14 protein-coding genes are annotated in these 17,091 nt (G+C 64.9%); 7 read left to right on the forward strand and 7 right to left on the reverse strand.

Annotated features, from left to right (window positions below; translation table 11 throughout):
- Positions 1-218: 218 nt before the first annotated feature.
- Both acnD and prpF read left to right on the forward strand, forming a co-directional pair.
- Positions 219-2,816 carry a Fe/S-dependent 2-methylisocitrate dehydratase AcnD gene (gene acnD, locus AC1Q7Q_RS11745; protein ID WP_492375537.1) on the forward strand — a complete coding sequence of 866 codons (2,598 nt, stop codon included), beginning with the start codon at positions 219-221 and terminating at the stop codon, positions 2,814-2,816.
- Between the two features lie 80 nt (positions 2,817-2,896).
- A complete protein-coding gene (prpF, locus tag AC1Q7Q_RS11750; RefSeq protein ID WP_492375536.1) occupies positions 2,897-4,087 on the forward strand; it encodes a 2-methylaconitate cis-trans isomerase PrpF in 1,191 nt (396 codons plus the stop codon).
- A gap of 376 nt (positions 4,088-4,463) precedes the next feature.
- Here the strand turns inward: prpF and AC1Q7Q_RS11755 are convergent, their stop codons facing one another.
- Entirely contained in the window at positions 4,464-4,955 is a 492-nt protein-coding gene (locus AC1Q7Q_RS11755) for a PaaI family thioesterase (protein ID WP_492375535.1), read from the reverse strand.
- Positions 4,956-4,992: 37 nt separating this feature from the next.
- On the reverse strand, positions 4,993-5,418 hold the full coding sequence (locus tag AC1Q7Q_RS11760) for a PaaI family thioesterase (protein WP_492375534.1): 426 nt from the start codon (positions 5,416-5,418) through the stop codon (positions 4,993-4,995).
- Between the two features lie 120 nt (positions 5,419-5,538).
- Here AC1Q7Q_RS11760 and AC1Q7Q_RS11765 point away from each other — a divergent pair, with 120 nt between their 5' ends.
- Positions 5,539-6,141 carry a TetR/AcrR family transcriptional regulator gene (locus AC1Q7Q_RS11765; protein WP_492375533.1) on the forward strand — a complete coding sequence of 201 codons (603 nt, stop codon included), beginning with the start codon at positions 5,539-5,541 and terminating at the stop codon, positions 6,139-6,141.
- 268 nt (positions 6,142-6,409) lie between these two features.
- On the opposite strand, the gene AC1Q7Q_RS11770 is transcribed toward AC1Q7Q_RS11765, so the two are convergent.
- Positions 6,410-7,117 carry a FadR/GntR family transcriptional regulator gene (locus tag AC1Q7Q_RS11770; RefSeq protein ID WP_492375532.1) on the reverse strand — a complete coding sequence of 236 codons (708 nt, stop codon included), beginning with the start codon at positions 7,115-7,117 and terminating at the stop codon, positions 6,410-6,412.
- A 364-nt stretch (positions 7,118-7,481) separates the two neighbouring features.
- Here AC1Q7Q_RS11770 and AC1Q7Q_RS11775 point away from each other — a divergent pair, with 364 nt between their 5' ends.
- The 3 genes from AC1Q7Q_RS11775 to AC1Q7Q_RS11785 all read left to right on the forward strand — a co-directional run bounded on the left by AC1Q7Q_RS11775 (position 7,482) and on the right by AC1Q7Q_RS11785 (position 11,072).
- Positions 7,482-8,300: an NAD-dependent epimerase/dehydratase family protein gene (locus AC1Q7Q_RS11775; protein ID WP_492375531.1), complete on the forward strand. Its 819-nt coding sequence runs from the start codon at positions 7,482-7,484 to the stop codon at positions 8,298-8,300.
- A gap of 169 nt (positions 8,301-8,469) precedes the next feature.
- The gene (locus tag AC1Q7Q_RS11780; RefSeq protein ID WP_492375539.1) at positions 8,470-9,768 is read left to right on the forward strand and encodes an MFS transporter; all 1,299 of its coding nucleotides are present in this window, start codon (positions 8,470-8,472) and stop codon (positions 9,766-9,768) included.
- A gap of 215 nt (positions 9,769-9,983) precedes the next feature.
- Positions 9,984-11,072 carry a porin gene (locus AC1Q7Q_RS11785; RefSeq protein ID WP_492375530.1) on the forward strand — a complete coding sequence of 363 codons (1,089 nt, stop codon included), beginning with the start codon at positions 9,984-9,986 and terminating at the stop codon, positions 11,070-11,072.
- Positions 11,073-11,126: 54 nt separating this feature from the next.
- On the opposite strand, the gene AC1Q7Q_RS11790 is transcribed toward AC1Q7Q_RS11785, so the two are convergent.
- The gene (locus AC1Q7Q_RS11790; RefSeq protein ID WP_492375538.1) at positions 11,127-11,621 is read right to left on the reverse strand and encodes a PaaI family thioesterase; all 495 of its coding nucleotides are present in this window, start codon (positions 11,619-11,621) and stop codon (positions 11,127-11,129) included.
- A 156-nt stretch (positions 11,622-11,777) separates the two neighbouring features.
- On the opposite strand from AC1Q7Q_RS11790, the gene AC1Q7Q_RS11795 reads away from it, so the two are divergent.
- On the forward strand, positions 11,778-12,068 hold the full coding sequence (locus tag AC1Q7Q_RS11795) for a DUF1289 domain-containing protein (RefSeq protein ID WP_492375529.1): 291 nt from the start codon (positions 11,778-11,780) through the stop codon (positions 12,066-12,068).
- Between the two features lie 40 nt (positions 12,069-12,108).
- On the opposite strand, the gene AC1Q7Q_RS11800 is transcribed toward AC1Q7Q_RS11795, so the two are convergent.
- From AC1Q7Q_RS11800 to AC1Q7Q_RS11810, 3 genes are all read right to left on the reverse strand, one after another.
- The gene (locus tag AC1Q7Q_RS11800; protein WP_492375528.1) at positions 12,109-12,816 is read right to left on the reverse strand and encodes an MOSC domain-containing protein; all 708 of its coding nucleotides are present in this window, start codon (positions 12,814-12,816) and stop codon (positions 12,109-12,111) included.
- Positions 12,817-12,818: 2 nt separating this feature from the next.
- A complete protein-coding gene (locus tag AC1Q7Q_RS11805; RefSeq protein WP_492375527.1) occupies positions 12,819-15,281 on the reverse strand; it encodes a penicillin acylase family protein in 2,463 nt (820 codons plus the stop codon).
- Between the two features lie 237 nt (positions 15,282-15,518).
- Positions 15,519-16,952: an aldehyde dehydrogenase family protein gene (locus AC1Q7Q_RS11810; RefSeq protein WP_183031158.1), complete on the reverse strand. Its 1,434-nt coding sequence runs from the start codon at positions 16,950-16,952 to the stop codon at positions 15,519-15,521.
- Between the last annotated feature and the right edge of the window lie 139 nt (positions 16,953-17,091).

A 17,091-nucleotide genomic window follows, 5' to 3' on the forward strand; every position in this document is an offset into this window, starting at 1 on the left:
GCTGCGCATATCATCGAGCAACGCATCGACAACAAGATCATCCGCCCCAGCGCCAACTACACCGGGCCGGAAAACCTGAAGTTCGTGCCGATCAAGGATCGCAAGTAATCTAGCCGGCTGCCGGTTTGCTCCCCTGTACCGCCCGTGGGAGAAGGGGGTAGTTGGCCGCAAAGCTGGGCCACTACCCCCTGATCATTACTCTCTTTCGTCCCTAAAAAATGAACACTGCAAACCGCAAACCGCTGCCCGGCACCCAGCTGGATTTCTTCGACACGCGTGCCGCGGTCGACGCCATCCAGCCGGGCGCTTATGACAAGCTGCCGTACACGTCGCGGGTGCTGGCCGAGAACCTCGTGCGCCGCTGCGACCCGGCTACGCTGACCGATTCCCTCAAGCAGATCATCGAACGCAAGCAGGAACTGGATTTCCCCTGGTTCCCGGCGCGCGTGGTCTGCCATGACATCCTGGGCCAGACCGCGCTGGTCGATCTCGCCGGGCTGCGCGATGCCATTGCTGCCCAGGGCGGCGACCCGGTCATGGTCAACCCGGTCGTGCCGACGCAACTGGTGGTGGACCACTCGCTGGCCGTCGAGTGCGGCGGTTTCGATCCCGATGCGTTCGCGAAGAACCGCGCCATCGAAGACCGCCGCAACGAAGACCGCTTCGACTTCATCAACTGGACCAAGAAGGCCTTCAAGAACGTCGACGTGATTCCGCCGGGCAACGGCATCCTGCACCAGATCAACCTCGAGCGCATGAGCCCGGTGGTGCAGGTGAAAGACGGCGTGGCCTTCCCCGATACGCTGGTCGGCACCGACTCCCACACCCCCATGGTGGACGCGCTGGGCGTGATCGCCATCGGCGTGGGCGGCCTGGAAGCCGAAAGCGTGATGCTGGGCCGCGCTTCCTGGATGCGCCTGCCGGACATCATCGGCGTGGAGTTGACCGGCAAGCCGCAGCCTGGCATCACCGCGACGGACACCGTGCTGGCCCTGACCGAATTCCTGCGCAAGGAAAAGGTCGTGTCGTCCTACCTTGAGTTCTTCGGCGAAGGCACCACCCACCTGACGCTGGGCGACCGCGCCACCATCTCCAACATGGCGCCGGAGTTTGGCTCCACTGCCGCGATGTTCTACATCGACGAGCAGACCATCAAGTACCTCAAGCTCACCGGCCGCGACGATGCGCTGGTCAAGCTGGTGGAAACGTATGCCAAGGAAACCGGCCTCTGGGCGGACAGCCTGAAACATGCCGAGTACCCGCGCGTGCTCAGGTTCGACCTGTCCACCGTGGTGCGCAACATCGCCGGCCCGTCCAATCCGCACAAGCGCGTGCCCACCTCCGAGCTGGCCGCGCGCGGCATCAGCGGCAAGGTCGAGAACGAGCCCGGCCTGATGCCGGACGGCGCGGTGATCATCGCCGCCGTCACCAGTTGCACCAACACCAACAACCCGCGCAACATGGTGGCCGCCGGGCTGCTGGCGCGCAACGCCAACAAGCTCGGCCTCACCCGCAAGCCGTGGGTGAAGAGCTCGCTGGCGCCGGGTTCCAAGGCGGTGACGCTCTACCTGGAAGAAGCCAACCTGCTGCCGGAACTGGAGCAGTTGGGCTTTGGCGTGGTGGCTTATGCCTGCACCTCCTGCAACGGCATGTCCGGCGCACTGGACCCGGTGATCCAGAAGGAAGTCGTGGACCGCGACCTGTACGCCACCGCCGTGCTGTCCGGCAACCGCAACTTCGACGGCCGCATCCATCCGTATGCCAAGCAGGCCTTCCTGGCCTCGCCGCCGCTGGTGGTGGCCTACGCCATTGCCGGCACCATCCGCTTCGATATCGAGAAGGATGTGCTGGGCACCGACGCAGATGGCAAGCCGGTGACGCTGAAAGACATCTGGCCGTCCGACGAAGAGATCGACGCGGTGGTTGCCGCCAGCGTGAAGCCTGCGCAGTTCCGCAAGGTCTACGAGCCAATGTTCGCCGTGACCGCCGACACCGGCGAAAAAGCCAACCCGCTGTACGACTGGCGCGAGATGAGCACCTACATCCGCCGCCCGCCCTACTGGGAAGGCGCATTGGCCGGCGAACGCGCGCTCACCGGCATGCGGCCCCTGGCCGTGCTGGGCGACAACATCACCACCGACCACCTGTCGCCGTCCAACGCCATCATGCTCGATAGCGCGGCCGGCGAGTACCTGGCCAAGATGGGCCTGCCGGAGGAAGACTTCAACTCCTACGCGACCCACCGCGGCGACCACCTGACGGCGCAGCGCGCCACCTTTGCCAACCCCACCCTGAAGAACGAAATGGTGGTGGTGGACGGCAAGGTCAAGCCGGGCTCGCTTGCCCGCATCGAGCCGGAGGGCAAGGTCACCCGCATGTGGGAAGCCATCGAGACCTACATGGCCCGCAAGCAGCCCCTGATCGTTGTGGCCGGCGCCGACTACGGCCAGGGCTCCTCGCGCGACTGGGCCGCCAAGGGCGTGCGCCTGGCCGGCGTGGAGGCGATCGTGGCCGAAGGCTTCGAGCGCATCCACCGCACCAACCTGGTCGGCATGGGCGTGCTGCCGCTGGAGTTCAAGCCTGGTGTCAACCGCACCACGCTGGGCATCGACGGCACCGAGACCTACGACGTGATCGGCGCACGCACGCCGCGCTGCGAGCTCACCCTGGTGATGCATCGCAAGAACGGCGAGCGCGTGGAAGTACCGGTGACCTGCCGCCTCGATACCGCGGAAGAAGTGTCGATCTACGAAGCCGGCGGCGTGCTGCAGCGCTTCGCGCAGGACTTCCTCGAATCGTCGAAGGCCGCTGCGTAAGCGCGCGCGGGCGCATCGACCAGCAACGTGTTCGGGCGGTATGGCGACGTACCGCCCGCTTTCATCAGGACGAATTTTCCATGGCCCACGTACCCCAGATCAAGATCCCCGCCACCTACATCCGTGGCGGGACCAGCAAAGGCGTGTTCTTCCGCCTGCAAGATCTGCCCGAAGCCGCGCAGGTGCCGGGCGCCGCCCGCGACGCGCTGCTGATGCGCGTCATCGGCAGCCCCGATCCCTATGGCAAGCAGATCGACGGCATGGGTGCCGCTACCTCCAGCACCAGCAAGACCGTCATCCTCTCAAAAAGCAGCAAGCCCGATCACGACGTCGACTACCTGTTCGGCCAGGTCTCCATCGACCAGCCGTTTGTCGACTGGAGCGGCAACTGCGGCAACCTCTCCGCCGCCGTCGGCCCCTTCGCCATCAGTGCCGGCCTGGTCGACCCCAGCCGCATCCCGCACAACGGCGTGGCCATCGTGCGCATCTGGCAGGCCAATATCGGCAAGACCATCATCGGGCACGTACCCATCACCAATGGCGCCGTGCAGGAAACCGGTGACTTCGAGCTGGACGGCGTGACCTTCCCCGCCGCCGAAGTCCAGCTCGAGTTCATGGATCCGGCGGCCGAGGAAGACGGCGCCGGCGGTGCCATGTTCCCCACCGGAAACCTGATCGACGATCTCGAGGTTCCCGGCGTCGGCGCGCTAAAGGTCACCATGATCAATGCGGGCATTCCGACCATCTTCCTGGATGCGGAATCCATCGGCTACAAAGGCACCGAGCTGCAGGACGCCATCAATGGCGATGCCAAGGCGCTGGCGATGTTCGAGACCATTCGCGCCCACGGCGCGGTGCGCATGGGCCTGATCAAACATATCGATGAGGCCGCCACCCGGCAGCACACGCCGAAGGTGGCCTTTGTCGCCAAGCCGGCCGACTACGTGGCCTCCAGCGGCAAACGGGTTGCCGCCGGCGACGTCGACCTGCTCGTGCGCGCCTTGTCCATGGGCAAGCTGCATCACGCCATGATGGGCACGGCCGCGGTCGCCATCGGCACCGCGGCGGCCATCACCGGCACGCTGGTGAACCTGGCTGCCGGCGGCGGCGAGCGCAACGCAGTGCGCTTTGGCCATCCCTCGGGCACCTTGCGGGTGGGCGCCGAAGCCAGCCAGGTCGACGGCGAATGGACCGTGACCAAGGCCATCATGAGCCGCAGCGCCCGCGTGCTGATGGAAGGATGGGTGCGCGTGCCCGGCGACGCGTTCTGAGGCACGCTGACGTGGCGGCATGGGTTTCACGCTGGAGTGCGCTTGAGCGGGTGAGCCATGTCCTTAGCTGCGTAGCTCCGTAGTGCCAGCCACGGCGCCCGCCACCGGGACTATCCCGAAGCTGCCACTATCTGCATCGATCGCCTGAGTGGATCAGCGTCTCCCGCCCCGTCCGCCCCGCTCGAATGGCAGTCCGGTCGCGTAGCGACCGGACTGCCATTTTCCATTCAAGCCGTACCTCTCGCCCTGCAGGCTTGCCTGGCCTGCCGAAGCCGCGTGTGGCCCAAATTGCGGTATCCCGTGAGGTGGCACCGGTTGGGTCGTAGGGCGCAAATACCTGGCCGTTAATTGCGCTAATGATGTCGATTCAGAGATCTCAATCGTGCTGCTCAGGTGGCTTGGCGGTCTGTGGCTCGACAGGCACGAAGATGACCTCGCCCGAGGCCACCAGCCGAAGCTCGCCACCGGCCTGTTCCGCGAACACTTCCGCCCTGGCAAACACCTGCCGCTTGCCTGCCTTGGTCACGCTGGCCCGCGCCACGAACGCCTGCCCCACGGCCGGCGCCATGCAGTTCACCGAATAGTGGGAAGCCATCACCGGCCCCCCTACCGTGGTGGCCGCGAATCCACAGGCGGTATCGACCAGGGCGCCGATCACGCCCGCATGGAGGAATCCCGCATATTGCGTGGCTTGGTCGTGCCAGGCCATGCGCAACTCCGCCGCCCCGCCCTGCGCGCTGATCACCTCGAAGCCCAGCCATCGGTTGAAGGCGGCGCTCTGGTTGACACGCTTGACCGTGTCCAGCGAATAGGCGCCGTTGGTGGTCGCGCTGGTGGCCGCGCTGGTGCTGCTCGTATCTGCTGTCATTGCATTGCCCTGCCTGATTGAGATCCAAGGAAAAAACTCACTGCATGGCCCGAAACGTAGCGTTGGCCCTGGCGCAAGCCACGCCGTCGGCGGTGACGAAAGCCTGGGCAAAGCACAGCGTGCCGCCAACCTTGGTGAATGACGTTTCGAACATCAGCCACTGCCCGATCCTGGCAACGTTGAGGAAGTCGATCGACAGGTTCACGGTGACCAGGCTGCGCGGCTCGGCGAACTGCATGCCGCACGACAGCCCCATGGCGTTGTCCGCCAAGGCCGTGATCAGCCCGCCATGGGCAAAGCCGCGTGCGTTGGTGTGGGCCTGGGCGAGCTTCACCGCCAGCACGATGGCCTGGTCAGTGCGCATCGAGTACAGCGGCTCCCAGGGGTCGGTCAGCGGACTATGGCGAAAATGCGGCGCGAAGCCGGCGGGAAGGTCGGCATGTTCGGCCGTGGCGTTGGTCATCGTGGTGTCTCCTGGTTGAATCGTTGAGGCTGTGATGGCTCAACCACTATTTTTAATGTAGACCAGTCTATATAATTCCAGCAGGATATCAACCCCTCCAACGACCGAGAACTTCATCACATGGCCGCTCAAGCCAAGCATCGGGACAAGATCGTCCGCGCCGCCGCCGTGCTCTTTCGCCGGTATGGTTACGCCGCCAGCGGCACCAATGACATCGTTGCATTGAGCGGTGCGCCAAAGGGCTCGCTCTATCACTACTTCCCGAAAGGTAAGGAGCAGATTGCCGAGGAAGTCATCGTGTACGCCGGCGAACTGGTGCGTGCGACGCTCGCGCAGCTATGCGCGGAACACGACTCGCCGGGGGCGATCGTGCGGGCCTATGGCGTCTTGATGGCCGGCTGGATGGCCCAGTCTGACTATCGTGACGGCTGCCCGATCTCCACCATCCTGCTGGAAATCGCCCCGGAGGCCGAGGGCGTGGCGGCAGCGGGCAACGCGGCCTTTGCCGCATGGGAAGCCGTGCTGGCCGATGCCTTCGCGGCGCGCGGGATCCCGCGGGTACGCGCCACCGAGCTCGCCGGCCTGGTGATCTGCGGCTGGCAAGGGGCACTGACGCTTGCCAAAGTAGCCAGGAGCGGTCAGCCAATCCGGCGCGCGGTGGATGAGCTGGCGCGACAACTCGACGCCGAGCCGCGGAACGTCGCCCAGGGCCAGCCCGGCTGACACGGCTTTCGCGAGTGGCTCGCCATCTCCCAGCCCAAGACACCTGATGTCCTACAACATGGAGCGCATCGCGAACCTCATTTGTACCAGCCTGCCAGCTGAGATTGGTGCCGAAGCACCATGATTCGTGACGGCACTTGCGAAAGACAACCAAGCTGCCGGACTTAGGCAAAGTTACCATACAACATCAAGCAAGCGAGCGCCCCGACATAGGTCAGCACGGCCCTACCGCACCTGGACAGGACGCGCGCCGGCTCACGACGATGAGTCAGGCACCCTCGAAGATTCGACGCCTGGCATTCTCGATATGCCGGCGCATCGCGATCGAGGCTTGAGTCGGCGACCGCTGCACAATAGCCTCGATGATCGCCAGATGCTCGGCCTGGACCTGCTCGAAGCGCGTGGGATTGCGCGTCTGCCCCAGGTTACGGGCCAGTTCCATGCACTGGCGAATCGGGCCGAGCGCATGCTCGACCGTGGGCACGAAGAAAGGATTGTGAGATGCCCGCGCAATGGACAGATGCAACTGCAGGTCCTCCTCCACGCCCGACGTCTCGCTTTCCTGTGTGCGGTCCAGCGCGGCGTAGGCGGCGCGAATGGCGTCGATGTCCGCATCGGTGCGCATCTGCGCTGAAATCTCAGCCACGCCGACTTCCACACAAAGGCGGAATGCATAGTAGTGCTCGATGTCGGCGATGCTGGAGATCTGGGGAGTGACCGGCTGCCCGCGTACCGGCATGCGCTGGATATAGCTTCCGGATCCCCGCCGCGAGACCACGATGCCTTCGGATCGCAAGCGCGACAGCGCCTCCCGCACGGTTGTCCGCGATACCGCATAACGGCTGGCCAGATTGGCTTCCGTCGGTAGCTTCTGGTCCGCGGAGAACTCTCCCCGCAGGATCGCTCCGATGATCAGCTTGCAAACCTGCTCCGAAAGACTGGTGCTGTCGGTTGCCGTCAATACCAATTCGTCCACACCTTGCTCCTGCTGCTGCGCCGGTTGGCCGGCGTATGGGTTGTTGCGCAAGCTGTCAGACTAACATACTGCATGTGAGGTCTATCAACAGTTCAGCAAGCCAATTCACTTTTTGAAATATGGTCATTAAGCCATCTACGGCCGGGGGTAAACCCGATTTCCCGATCGTTGTCGTTGACAACCCTTTGAAATCCTAAGAAAGTTGTCCTACTTTAAATGCGCTTGTCGGACAAATAAGTTTAAATTTAGTTGTATGACGTCCCATGAATGATTGCGATGCCAGTTCAGCTGGCACGCTCCATGGGATCCGGGCGCGAGCGCTCCATACGCCAGGCCAGACCAAACAAGACGGAGATTTCATATCGTGACCAAGATTGCATTAAGCGGCGCCGGCGGCCAGTTGGGCACCGTCCTGCGGACCGCCCTGCTGGCGCGAGGCTATGGCCTGCGTTCGTCGGGCAACTCGCAGTCGCTCGCACCGGTCGCCGAGGGCGAAGAGGTAATGCGTGGCGACTTGCGCGACCCGGCCGTGGTCGACCGCCTGCTGGACGGTGTCGACGTGCTGATTCACATGGCGGGAACGAGTGTCGAGCGCCCCCTGCCGGAGATCATCGACAACAACCTGCGGGCGCTCGTCGAGGTTTATGAGGGCGCGCGGCGCCAGAAAGTCGGCCGCATCGTGTTCGCCAGTTCCAATCACGCGATCGGCATGTATCCGGTGGACCAGCAACTCTCGACTGACTGCGAGTTTCGCCCGGATGGCTTTTACGGCTTGAGCAAGATGTGGGGCGAAGGGCTTGCCCGTCTTTACTGGGACAAGCACGGCATCGAGAGCGTCTGTGTGCGCATCGGCAGCTGCGTGGAGAGACCGCAAGAGTTTCGGCATCTGAGTACCTGGCTGGGACACGATGATCTCGTGCATCTCATCGAGCAGGGCATCACGGTGCCTGACCTTGGCTTCCTCGTTGTGTGGGGCGTCTCCGCCAATACGCGCAGCTGCTGGAACAACGATGGCGCGGCGCGCCTGCGCTACCAGCCCAAACAGAATGCCGAAGACTTCGCCGAAGAGATTCTCGCAGCCCCGAACCCGCTCGATGCCATCGGCCGCCAGTACCAGGGCGGCAGTTTCGCGAGCATCGATTTCACGCCAGAGGCGCAGCGCCATGGCGGCGCCCACGGGTAGCCCCTAAGCCAAGAGGCTTGATTTCCAACCGATGCCCCACGCCGAGGATCAATGGCCGCTTGCTTTGGCCACCTGACCTGCGTGGGCTGGCCCTGGGGCCAACCGGGATCGAGAACGACGTAGCGCGGCACACAGCTTTGCCGCGAATCCATAAATACAAGGAGACATGATGAAACACATAAAGGGCATGCGCTGGTGGATGGTCAGCCTGGTCACGATGGGCCTGATCGTCAACTACCTGGCGCGCAATACGCTATCCGTTGCCGCACCGACAATGATGTCGGAGTTGCATATGACGACCCAGCAGTACTCCTATGTGGTTGTGGCCTGGCAGGTCTGCTACGCCATGATGCAGCCGGTCGCCGGCCTGGTACTGGACGCCATCGGCACCAAGATCGGCTTTGGCATCTTCGCGCTGGCGTGGTCGCTGGCATGCGCCGCCGCCGCGCTGGCCTCCGGCTGGCAAGGCCTGGCGTTCTTTCGCGGCCTGCTCGGCCTGGCCGAAGCCGCCGGCATCCCCGGTGGCGTAAAGGCAACGACGGAATGGTTCCCCGCCAAGGAACGCTCGATCGCCATCGGCTGGTTCAACATTGGCTCGTCGATCGGCGCGCTGTGCGCCCCGCCGCTGGTCGTGTGGACGATCCTGAACGGCGGCTGGCAACGGGCCTTCATCATCGTCGGCGCGCTGGGCGTGGCATGGACCGTACTGTGGATGCTCTGCTACAAGCACCCGAAGAATCAGCAGCGCCTGTCGGACCAGGAACGCGAGTACATCCTTGCCGGCCAGGAGGCGCAGCACAAGGATGCCAACGCGGCCAAGGCAAGCTGGCTCGAGATCATGCGCAGCCGGAATTTCTGGTCGATCGCGATTCCCCGTTTCCTGTCGGAGCCGGCCTGGCAAACCTTCAACGCCTGGATTCCGCTTTACATGGCAACCGAGCGCCATATGAACATCAAGGAGATCGCGATGTTCGCATGGCTGCCCTTCCTCGCCGCCGACATTGGCTGCGTGCTGGGGGGCTATCTCAGCCCGTGGTTCCACAAGCACCTCAAGGTGTCGCTGTTTACCTCGCGCAAGCTGGTCATGCTGGTCGGCTGCCTGGCGATGATCGGTCCGGCCTGCGTTGGCCTGGTGGACAGCCCATACAGCGCCATCGCGCTGTTGTGCGTCGGCGGCTTCGCCCACCAGACCTTGTCGGGCGCGCTCTACTCGATCACGTCCGACACGTTCGGCAAGAACGAAGTGGCGACAGCCACCGGCCTGGCCGGCATGAGCGGCTACCTGGGCGCGACCCTGTTCACGCTGCTGTTCGGCATTGCCGTCACGCATATCGGCTACAGCCCGCTGTTCGTCCTGCTGGCAGTGTTCGACCTGATCGCCGCCGCCATCGTCTTCCTGATGGCGCGTGAACGCGCTGCGCCCAGCGCGGCAGCTGCCAACCTCGGCTCCCCCGCACTCCACTCCTGACACCTGACGAAACACAGGCCGCGACAAGCCTGCCGGGCCCGAACGCGCACGCGTTCGCGGCCTAGGCAAAGTGCTGCCCACGATTAGCGGATGCACGCCCATCGGCACGGCGCACGGCGCACGGCGCACTCATAGCGGCTCGCGGTTGTGCAAAAACATCGGCACGGGACCAGCCGTGCTCGAAAAAACCAAGAACCTTAGAGGAGATCGTTGAAATGAGAATGAAATTGCTTGCGGCCACAATGGCTGCCCTGGCCGCTGTCGGCGCAAATGCTCAGTCGAGCGTGACGCTGTATGGCGTGGCGGATGCCGGCCTCGAATACACAAACAAATCCTCCGCGACAGCCGCTGGCGCTCCCGGCGGCAACGCTTATCGGTTGACCTCGGGCAATCAGTCCGGCTCGCGTTGGGGCATGCGCGGCGTCGAGGATATCGGCGGCGGCCTGAAGGGCATCTTTGTACTAGAAAGCGGTGTGAACTTTGACACCGGCTCGTCGGGCCAAGGTGGCCGCCTCTTCGGGCGCGCAGCCTATGTCGGCCTGCAAAGCCCGTACGGCACGTTCACCCTGGGCCGCCACACGACCCCGTTCTTCGACTTCGGCCTGCTCTACGACCCGATGGCGATCTCGACACGCTACGGCATTACCTCGACCGCGCCGGAATTTGGCTCGCGTGCCGACAACAGCGGCAAGTACATTGGCACGTTCGGCGGCCTGACCGTGTCCGGTCTCTACAGCTTCACCAACAATGGCAACGAAGTGGCGGGAGCCTTCACCAACGGCCGCGAATACAGCTTCCTGGCCAGCTACGCGGCGGGTCCCTTCGCGGTGGGCGCGGCTTATGACCAGGCGAACAACACCGGCGCCGCCAGTGCGCAGATGATTCGCCGTGCCACCGCGGCTGGCTCGTACACGCTGGGTGCTGCCAAGGCATTCCTAGGCTACCGCTGGGCAAAGGCTTACAACGGCGCCTCGCTGCCTGGCGGCCAGTTCACCAACGGCGGGGCGAACCTGTACTGGGCAGGCCTGGCCTACCAGCTGACCCCGGCATTTTCGCTCACGGGCGCCGCGTACTATCAGGACTTCCGCAATAGCGGTGCCGACCCCTGGGACTTTGTCGCCACGGCGGATTACGCCTTGTCCAAGCGCACCGACCTTTACGCTTCCCTGTCTTACGTCAAGAACAAGGGCAACTCGAACCTGAGCGTGAACGGCTTCAACAACAACAGCCCGACCGATAGTGCGTACGTTCAGGCTGGCGCGAACCAGCTTGGCGCGACGGTCGGCATTCGCCACAAGTTCTGATCCGGTGCGAGACGCCGGCATCCTGACCGATGCCGGCGTGGCGGCGGTGCCAATTCAGGACGTCCTCTCTCTCAGGAACAAGGTGCTGCTCATCAAGGCCTTGGCCACCAGTTCAACCTGGTTCTCCCCTTGGGCATAGACCGAGACCTCCGTCACCACCTGGCGGCGCCCTCGCCGCACCACGCTGGCAACAGCGCGCAGGTTGGCCGCACTAGCCGCTTCGAGATACTGGATATTCAGCGAACTGGTAGCGCCGCCGCGCAGGTTGCCGGCATCGGCGCCCGAAGCCGCCGCTGCCGCGCCCGCCACGTCGATCAAGGTGGCGATCACACCGCCGTGCACGATCTCGCCGACCGTCACGTTGTCGGGCCGGAACGGGAGCAGCAATTCCACCTGGTCGACAGCCAGCACATCCAGCGTGATGCCCAGGGCACGGGCCACGGGCGAGCCCATCAGCACCTGCTCAACGGTATGGCGGATACGGGGGTCGACAGGCAGCGTGGCGGCGGCGCTCGCGGTGCTGGACAAGGCGGGAATCAGGGACAGCATCATGGTCTCCTTGGGAGGATCGGTACGATCAGGCTGGTTCCAGCGTAGACGCGACGGCGGCGCCGCTCAATGACCTCCCACGTCATCAACCGGCAGCCAAGGCCGGCGCAGCCAGCCGTTTATAATGAGCGCCCATCCGCCCCGCCACCCAGCCGCATGCCGTCAAACCCGCAAGACCCCAGCCAATCCGCCCAGCCAACCGACGGGCAGCCGGAGTCACAGCCGGAATCACAACCGAATGCACCACGCGGCGACGAAAGCCTGTTCGACCGCCCGGACAGCCCGTGCATCGGCATCTGCTCGACCTTGTTCGACGAGATCTGCCAGGGTTGCGGGCGCAGCGCCATGGAAGTCAGCAACTGGGTCTTCATGGACGACACGGAAAAGCAGGCCGTGTGGGAACGCATCACACGCGAGGGCAAAGGCAAGCGCTTCCGCCAGGGCTGAGCCAGGCCCGACTCTTCCGCCCACGGTGGCCGGCTTAGGCTTAGCCGCCTGCCAGCCGCCGCTCCATATCCTCCACCTCGCGCCGCTCCAGCCGCTGGCGCGCCAGCTTGCGCCAGTTCTCGGCCAGTGCCGGCAGCGTCGCCATGGCGTACAAGGCGCCCGCATCCAGGCGATCCACATAGAGCACGTGCAGCAGCCGCTGCAGGCTCCAGTCCGGATATGGCCGCTCGACCAGCACCAGGCTGTCGCCCCGCGCCAGGCCGCCCTCTTCCAGCACCCGGTAGTACCAGCCCGTGCGCAGGCTTTGCTGGACCGCGCGCGCCATGCCGGCGTGCCCGAACCGATGGTTCAGCTTCCAGCAAGGCTGGCGTGCCTGCGACACCTCGACCAACGCCCCGCCCAGGCGAAAACGATCGCCAATGCAGACATCGGCCTCGGTCAGGCCAGCGGTGCTCACGTTCTCGCCAAACGCGCCGGGCCTTGCCAGTACCTCGGCCGTCTGCGTGGAAAGCGGTGAGAGTTCCTCGCGCCAGGCCGGATAGTGATCGAAGGCGTAGTGGTGGATGGCCTTTTCCGGGCCGCCATGGTGCCTGGAGTCTCCCTGCCCGTCCCCGGCCAAACCCAGCACGGTGACGCGCACCGCCCCGTCCACCGCCTGCTTGTCGATGCCGCTAGGCACACCCTTGGGCCCAAACGGGCGCACGGTGCCCAGCAACACGCAGCCAATGGGAATGGACACCTCGGTCATCGTCATCGCCTGCCGGCCGGTTGCAGCACCAGCGTGTCGAAGGCCTCATTGCCCGGCGCGCGGCGGCCCGGCGCCATGGTGATGTACTGCACCGCGGCCCACTTGTCGGTCCAGTCGCGGTAATGGGTCGACGTCACGTTGCCCGATTGCCCGGTCGAATCCATGAAGCGCGACTCGGCCAGGTCTGACAGGTCGTAGATGGCACGCAGGCTGGCCGCGTGCACGCTCTCGAACGGCGCCGCCTCGTCGCGCAGGTTGTGGCGCCCTACGTTGACCGTATAGGTGTCGCCGCCACTGGGTACCTTGACGTTGAACAAACCCGCCAGGTAAGGCTGTTTGCCGAACGGCTTGTGCTCGGAGCGGGCCGCATGCGCCTGGCCCCAGCGCCAGCGCTCAGGCTTGTCGCCGTAGCGCCGGTCCAGGTCGGCAATGGCGAGGCGCCAGGCTTTGGCAACGGCATCGTCGCAGCTCTCCGGCGCCGGGGTCGTGCTGTCGTCGCACCAGAACGCGCCTTGCCCCCGCGGATTGCGCAATACGTTGAGCATGGGCTGCTGCACGTTACGCTGCTCCCACAGGCGGTTGAACAGCGTATCTCCGACCTTGTCCTCGAACAGCACGCGCGATAGCTCGCGCAGCCATGCGGTTGCGACCAGCGGCTCGGACAGCCTGGGCTGCATATCGCCATCCCATTTGCGCAGCGATGCGATCAGCGCGCGCTCGCGCTCCGGCAGCGCCGGGTCGCTGGCGATTGGAGATGCCAGCAGCAGCGGCAAGGCATCGCGCACGGCGAGCGAGAGCGTGTCTTTCTGGATCGCGCCAAAACTGTCCATGGTGTGCCGCTCGGTGGCGTCGATCAGCGTGCGGATGCGCTGGTAGCGATACGGCACGGTCCATTCGCTGGTCAGGAAATACGGGTAATCGTCCTCGACGATCTTCTGGTTGGCGGTGGCGATCACGCCCTCGGGCGGATTGAAGCTGCGCGGCAATTGCTCGAAGGGGATGAAGCCGCTCCAGTCGTAGCGCGCGTCCCAGCCGGGGGCCGGCGCTAACCCCTTCAGGTCATTGTCGGCGCGGCGCAGCGGCACGCGGCCCGGCGCGATAAAGCCGATGTTGCCGTCGACATCGGCGTAGACGATGTTCTGCTGCGGCGAATGGAAATCGCGCAGCGCCGCCAGGAAGCTGGCCCAGTCGGTGGCGCGGTTCAGCGCCAGCCCGGCCTGCACGGTCCGGTCATCGGCACGCAGCGCGGTCCACTGGAAAGCCACCACGTACTGCGCCCCGAGCGGGGCCGCGGCGGTCGCCACCGGCTCGGCCGCATCCGAAATCACCGGGCCGTGGCGCGTCTCGCGCACGTTCAGCGTCACGTCGGGCGCGCCCTTGACGTGGATGATCTCGGTGCGCATGACGAACTCAGCCCAGCCGTCCGGCGTCTGGTAACGCTGCGTGCTGCCAGGCTGCAAGCGCTCGATATAGAGATCCTGCACATCCGGCGCGGTATTGGTGAAGCCCCAGGCGATGCGCTGGTTATGCCCGAGCACCACCGCCGGCATGCCGGGCAGCGTGGCGCCCGTGACATCCAGCCCGGGAGCCTGCATCTGGGCGAAGTACCACAGCGCCGGCGCCTGCAGCCCGAGGTGCGGATCATTGGCCAGCAGCGGCTTACCCGAACGCGTATGGGCGCCAGATACCACCCAGTTGTTCGAGCCCATGCCCTCCACATAGCCTGCCGGCGCCTGCTGCTCGACACGCGCCATGGCCGTGGCCAGCGGCGCCAGGTGCCGGTAGAGATTGCCGTAGTCCATGGTGCGCAGCGGCCGTTCGCCAGGATAAGGCGCCAGCAGCTCGTTGATGCGCGACACGGGCAGCACCTGCGCGAGCCGCATGCGCAACGTCTCCTGGGTCCAGTTGCCGCCCAGGTCCCACGCCATCATGGTCTGCCAGGCCAATGTATCGGCCGGCTCCCAGCGCTCGGGCTGGGTACGCAAGATCAGGAACTCCGGCGGCAACGGCCCCTTGCGGCCATCGATATAGGCATTCACGCCATCGGCATAGGCCTGCAACATGGCCCGGGTCTCGGCGGAGGATTGGGCCAGGATGGCTTCGGCATTGCGCCGCACGCCCAGGGTACGCAGGAAACGGTCGGTATCCAGCGCGCTCGGCCCCAGGATTTCCGCCAGCCGGCCGGACACGATGCGCTTGCTCATCTGCAACTGCCACAGCCGATCCTGCGCATGGACGAAGCCGAGCGCAAAGTAGGCATCCTGCGCATTGGCCGCCTTGATATGCGGCACGGCATGGCGGTCCCGGACGATCGATACGCTCTCGCGCAAGCCGGGCAACTTCAGCGTGCCCGCGGTCTGCGGCTGCGATGCTTGCCGATACCAGACATAAGCGCCAAACGCGCAGACCAGCAGCAACACCGCCAGCGTCAATACCAGCCAGGTCAGCCGTTTCAACCAACGCATCGATCCCTCTCCCCGCGTGGCGTGTCGCGCCCGCGCTCTTATTTATGTTTTTGGTCCCATACCTCTTGCCCCGTCCGCAGGTCCGCGCTCAACTCCGCGTTCAGTCCCGCTTGCCGGCCAATGGCACTCCGGCATTATCGCCGAATCATGCCTGCAGCCAACGTGAATCGAGCCTGCGAACCCACCCATGAAAAATGCCCGGACCAGCCGGGCATTTTTCCTCGCCAACCGCCGGCCTCAGGCAGCCGGCTTCTTCATCTGCAGCGACTTGTACTCGAGGAATTCCTCGAGCCCGTACTTGCCGGCCTCGCGCCCGTTGCCGGACTGCTTGTAGCCGCCAAACGGCGCCTGCATGTTGAACGGGCCACCGTTGATATCAACCTGGCCGGTGCGGATCCGACGCGCCACGCGGATGGCGCGCGCCTCGTCGCCCGACCACACGCCGCCGCCCAGCCCGTAGATGCTGTCGTTGGCGATGCGCACGGCATCTTCCTCGGTGTCATAGCAGATGATCGACAGCACCGGGCCGAAGATCTCTTCCTGCGCCACCGTGGCCTTGGGATCGACATTGCCCAGCACCGTCGGCTTGACAAAGAAGCCCTTGTCCAGCCCTTCGGGCGCCTCGGGGCCGCCTGCAACCAGCTCAGCGCCCTCGTTGATGCCGCGCTGGATATAGCCGGTCACGCGGTCTTTCTGCGCGGCTGAGATCAGCGGGCCAAGGCGGCTGGTTTCCAGCAACGGGTCGCCCACGGTATAGCCCTCGACCACCTTCTTGGCAATGGCCTTGACCTCGTCGTAGCGCGCGCGCGGCACCAGCATGCGGGTATGCGCCGAGCAGGTCTGCCCGGAGTTGAGGAAACAGGCGCCAACGGTACCCTTGACCGCGGCAGCCAGGTCCGCGTCGTCCAGGATCACCGAAGCGGACTTGCCGCCCAGCTCCAGCGCCACGCGCTTGACACTCTGCGCGCCCAGCTCCGACACCCGCTTGCCAGCGCGCGTGGAACCCGTGAACGACACCATGTCGACTTCCGGGTGGCTGGCCAGTACCTCGCCCACCACCGGACCGTAGCCGGTGACCAGGTTGAACACCCCCGGCGGCAGCCCGGCGGCTTCAATCACCTCTGCCAGCACGAAGGCATTGAGCGGCGCCACCTCCGAAGGCTTGAGCACCACCGTGCAGCCCGCGGCCAGCGCCGGCGCCACTTTCAGCGTGATCTGGTTGAGCGGGTAGTTCCACGGCGTAATGGCCGCGACCACGCCCACCGGCTCCCGAACCACCAGGGAATTGCCGACTTCTTCCTCGAACGCGAAGGTCTCGAGCAGCTTGGCGGCCTGTGCCCAGTTGTAGACCGGGCCGCCCACCTGAATCGCGCGCGCCATCTTGATCGGCATGCCGACTTCGCCGGCGATCAGTTGCGCCAGTTCCTCGCTGCGCGCCTTCAGGCCCTCGGCAATCTTGCGGATATAGTCCGCGCGCACGCTGGGCGGCGTGGCCGACCAGCTGTCGAAGGCGGCTCGCGCTGCCTGGATAGCATCCTCGGCGTCGCGCGCGTGGCCTTCGGGGATGCGGCCCATGACGGCTTCGGTCGTGGAGTGGATGACGTTGATCAGGCCGGTACCGTGCGGGGCAACCCACTTACCGTTGATAAAGAGTTTGTCTCGTTGTTGCATGGCCACAGTTTTCAGTTGGGTGAATAGGCGGGTGCAAATTTTGTTACTTTTATGGTGCATCACATTGTAGTGCGCTTTGGCGACTCTTTTTTTTGCAGCGCGCCAGCAGCCCAAACAACGTGGCGATAATCGGCCGGCG

This window comes from Cupriavidus sp. GW823-FHT07A04, from assembly GCF_058794615.1.

Bases quoted from the DNA above. Each gene is read 5' to 3' on its own strand.
- AC1Q7Q_RS11800 (WP_492375528.1), bottom strand. From the start codon at position 12,816: ATGACCGAGGTGTCCATTCCCATTGGCTGCGTGTTGCTGGGCACCGTG.
- AC1Q7Q_RS11795 (WP_492375529.1), top strand. From the start codon at position 11,778: ATGCCGTCAAACCCGCAAGACCCCAGCCAATCCGCCCAGCCAACCGAC.
- AC1Q7Q_RS11785 (WP_492375530.1), top strand. From the start codon at position 9,984: ATGAGAATGAAATTGCTTGCGGCCACAATGGCTGCCCTGGCCGCTGTC.
- AC1Q7Q_RS11765 (WP_492375533.1), top strand. From the start codon at position 5,539: ATGGCCGCTCAAGCCAAGCATCGGGACAAGATCGTCCGCGCCGCCGCC.
- AC1Q7Q_RS11790 (WP_492375538.1), bottom strand. From the start codon at position 11,621: ATGCTGTCCCTGATTCCCGCCTTGTCCAGCACCGCGAGCGCCGCCGCC.
- acnD (WP_492375537.1), top strand. From the start codon at position 219: ATGAACACTGCAAACCGCAAACCGCTGCCCGGCACCCAGCTGGATTTC.
- AC1Q7Q_RS11780 (WP_492375539.1), top strand. From the start codon at position 8,470: ATGAAACACATAAAGGGCATGCGCTGGTGGATGGTCAGCCTGGTCACG.
- AC1Q7Q_RS11760 (WP_492375534.1), bottom strand. From the start codon at position 5,418: ATGACCAACGCCACGGCCGAACATGCCGACCTTCCCGCCGGCTTCGCG.
- AC1Q7Q_RS11810 (WP_183031158.1), bottom strand. From the start codon at position 16,952: ATGCAACAACGAGACAAACTCTTTATCAACGGTAAGTGGGTTGCCCCG.
- prpF (WP_492375536.1), top strand. From the start codon at position 2,897: ATGGCCCACGTACCCCAGATCAAGATCCCCGCCACCTACATCCGTGGC.
- AC1Q7Q_RS11805 (WP_492375527.1), bottom strand. From the start codon at position 15,281: ATGCGTTGGTTGAAACGGCTGACCTGGCTGGTATTGACGCTGGCGGTG.
- AC1Q7Q_RS11755 (WP_492375535.1), bottom strand. From the start codon at position 4,955: ATGACAGCAGATACGAGCAGCACCAGCGCGGCCACCAGCGCGACCACC.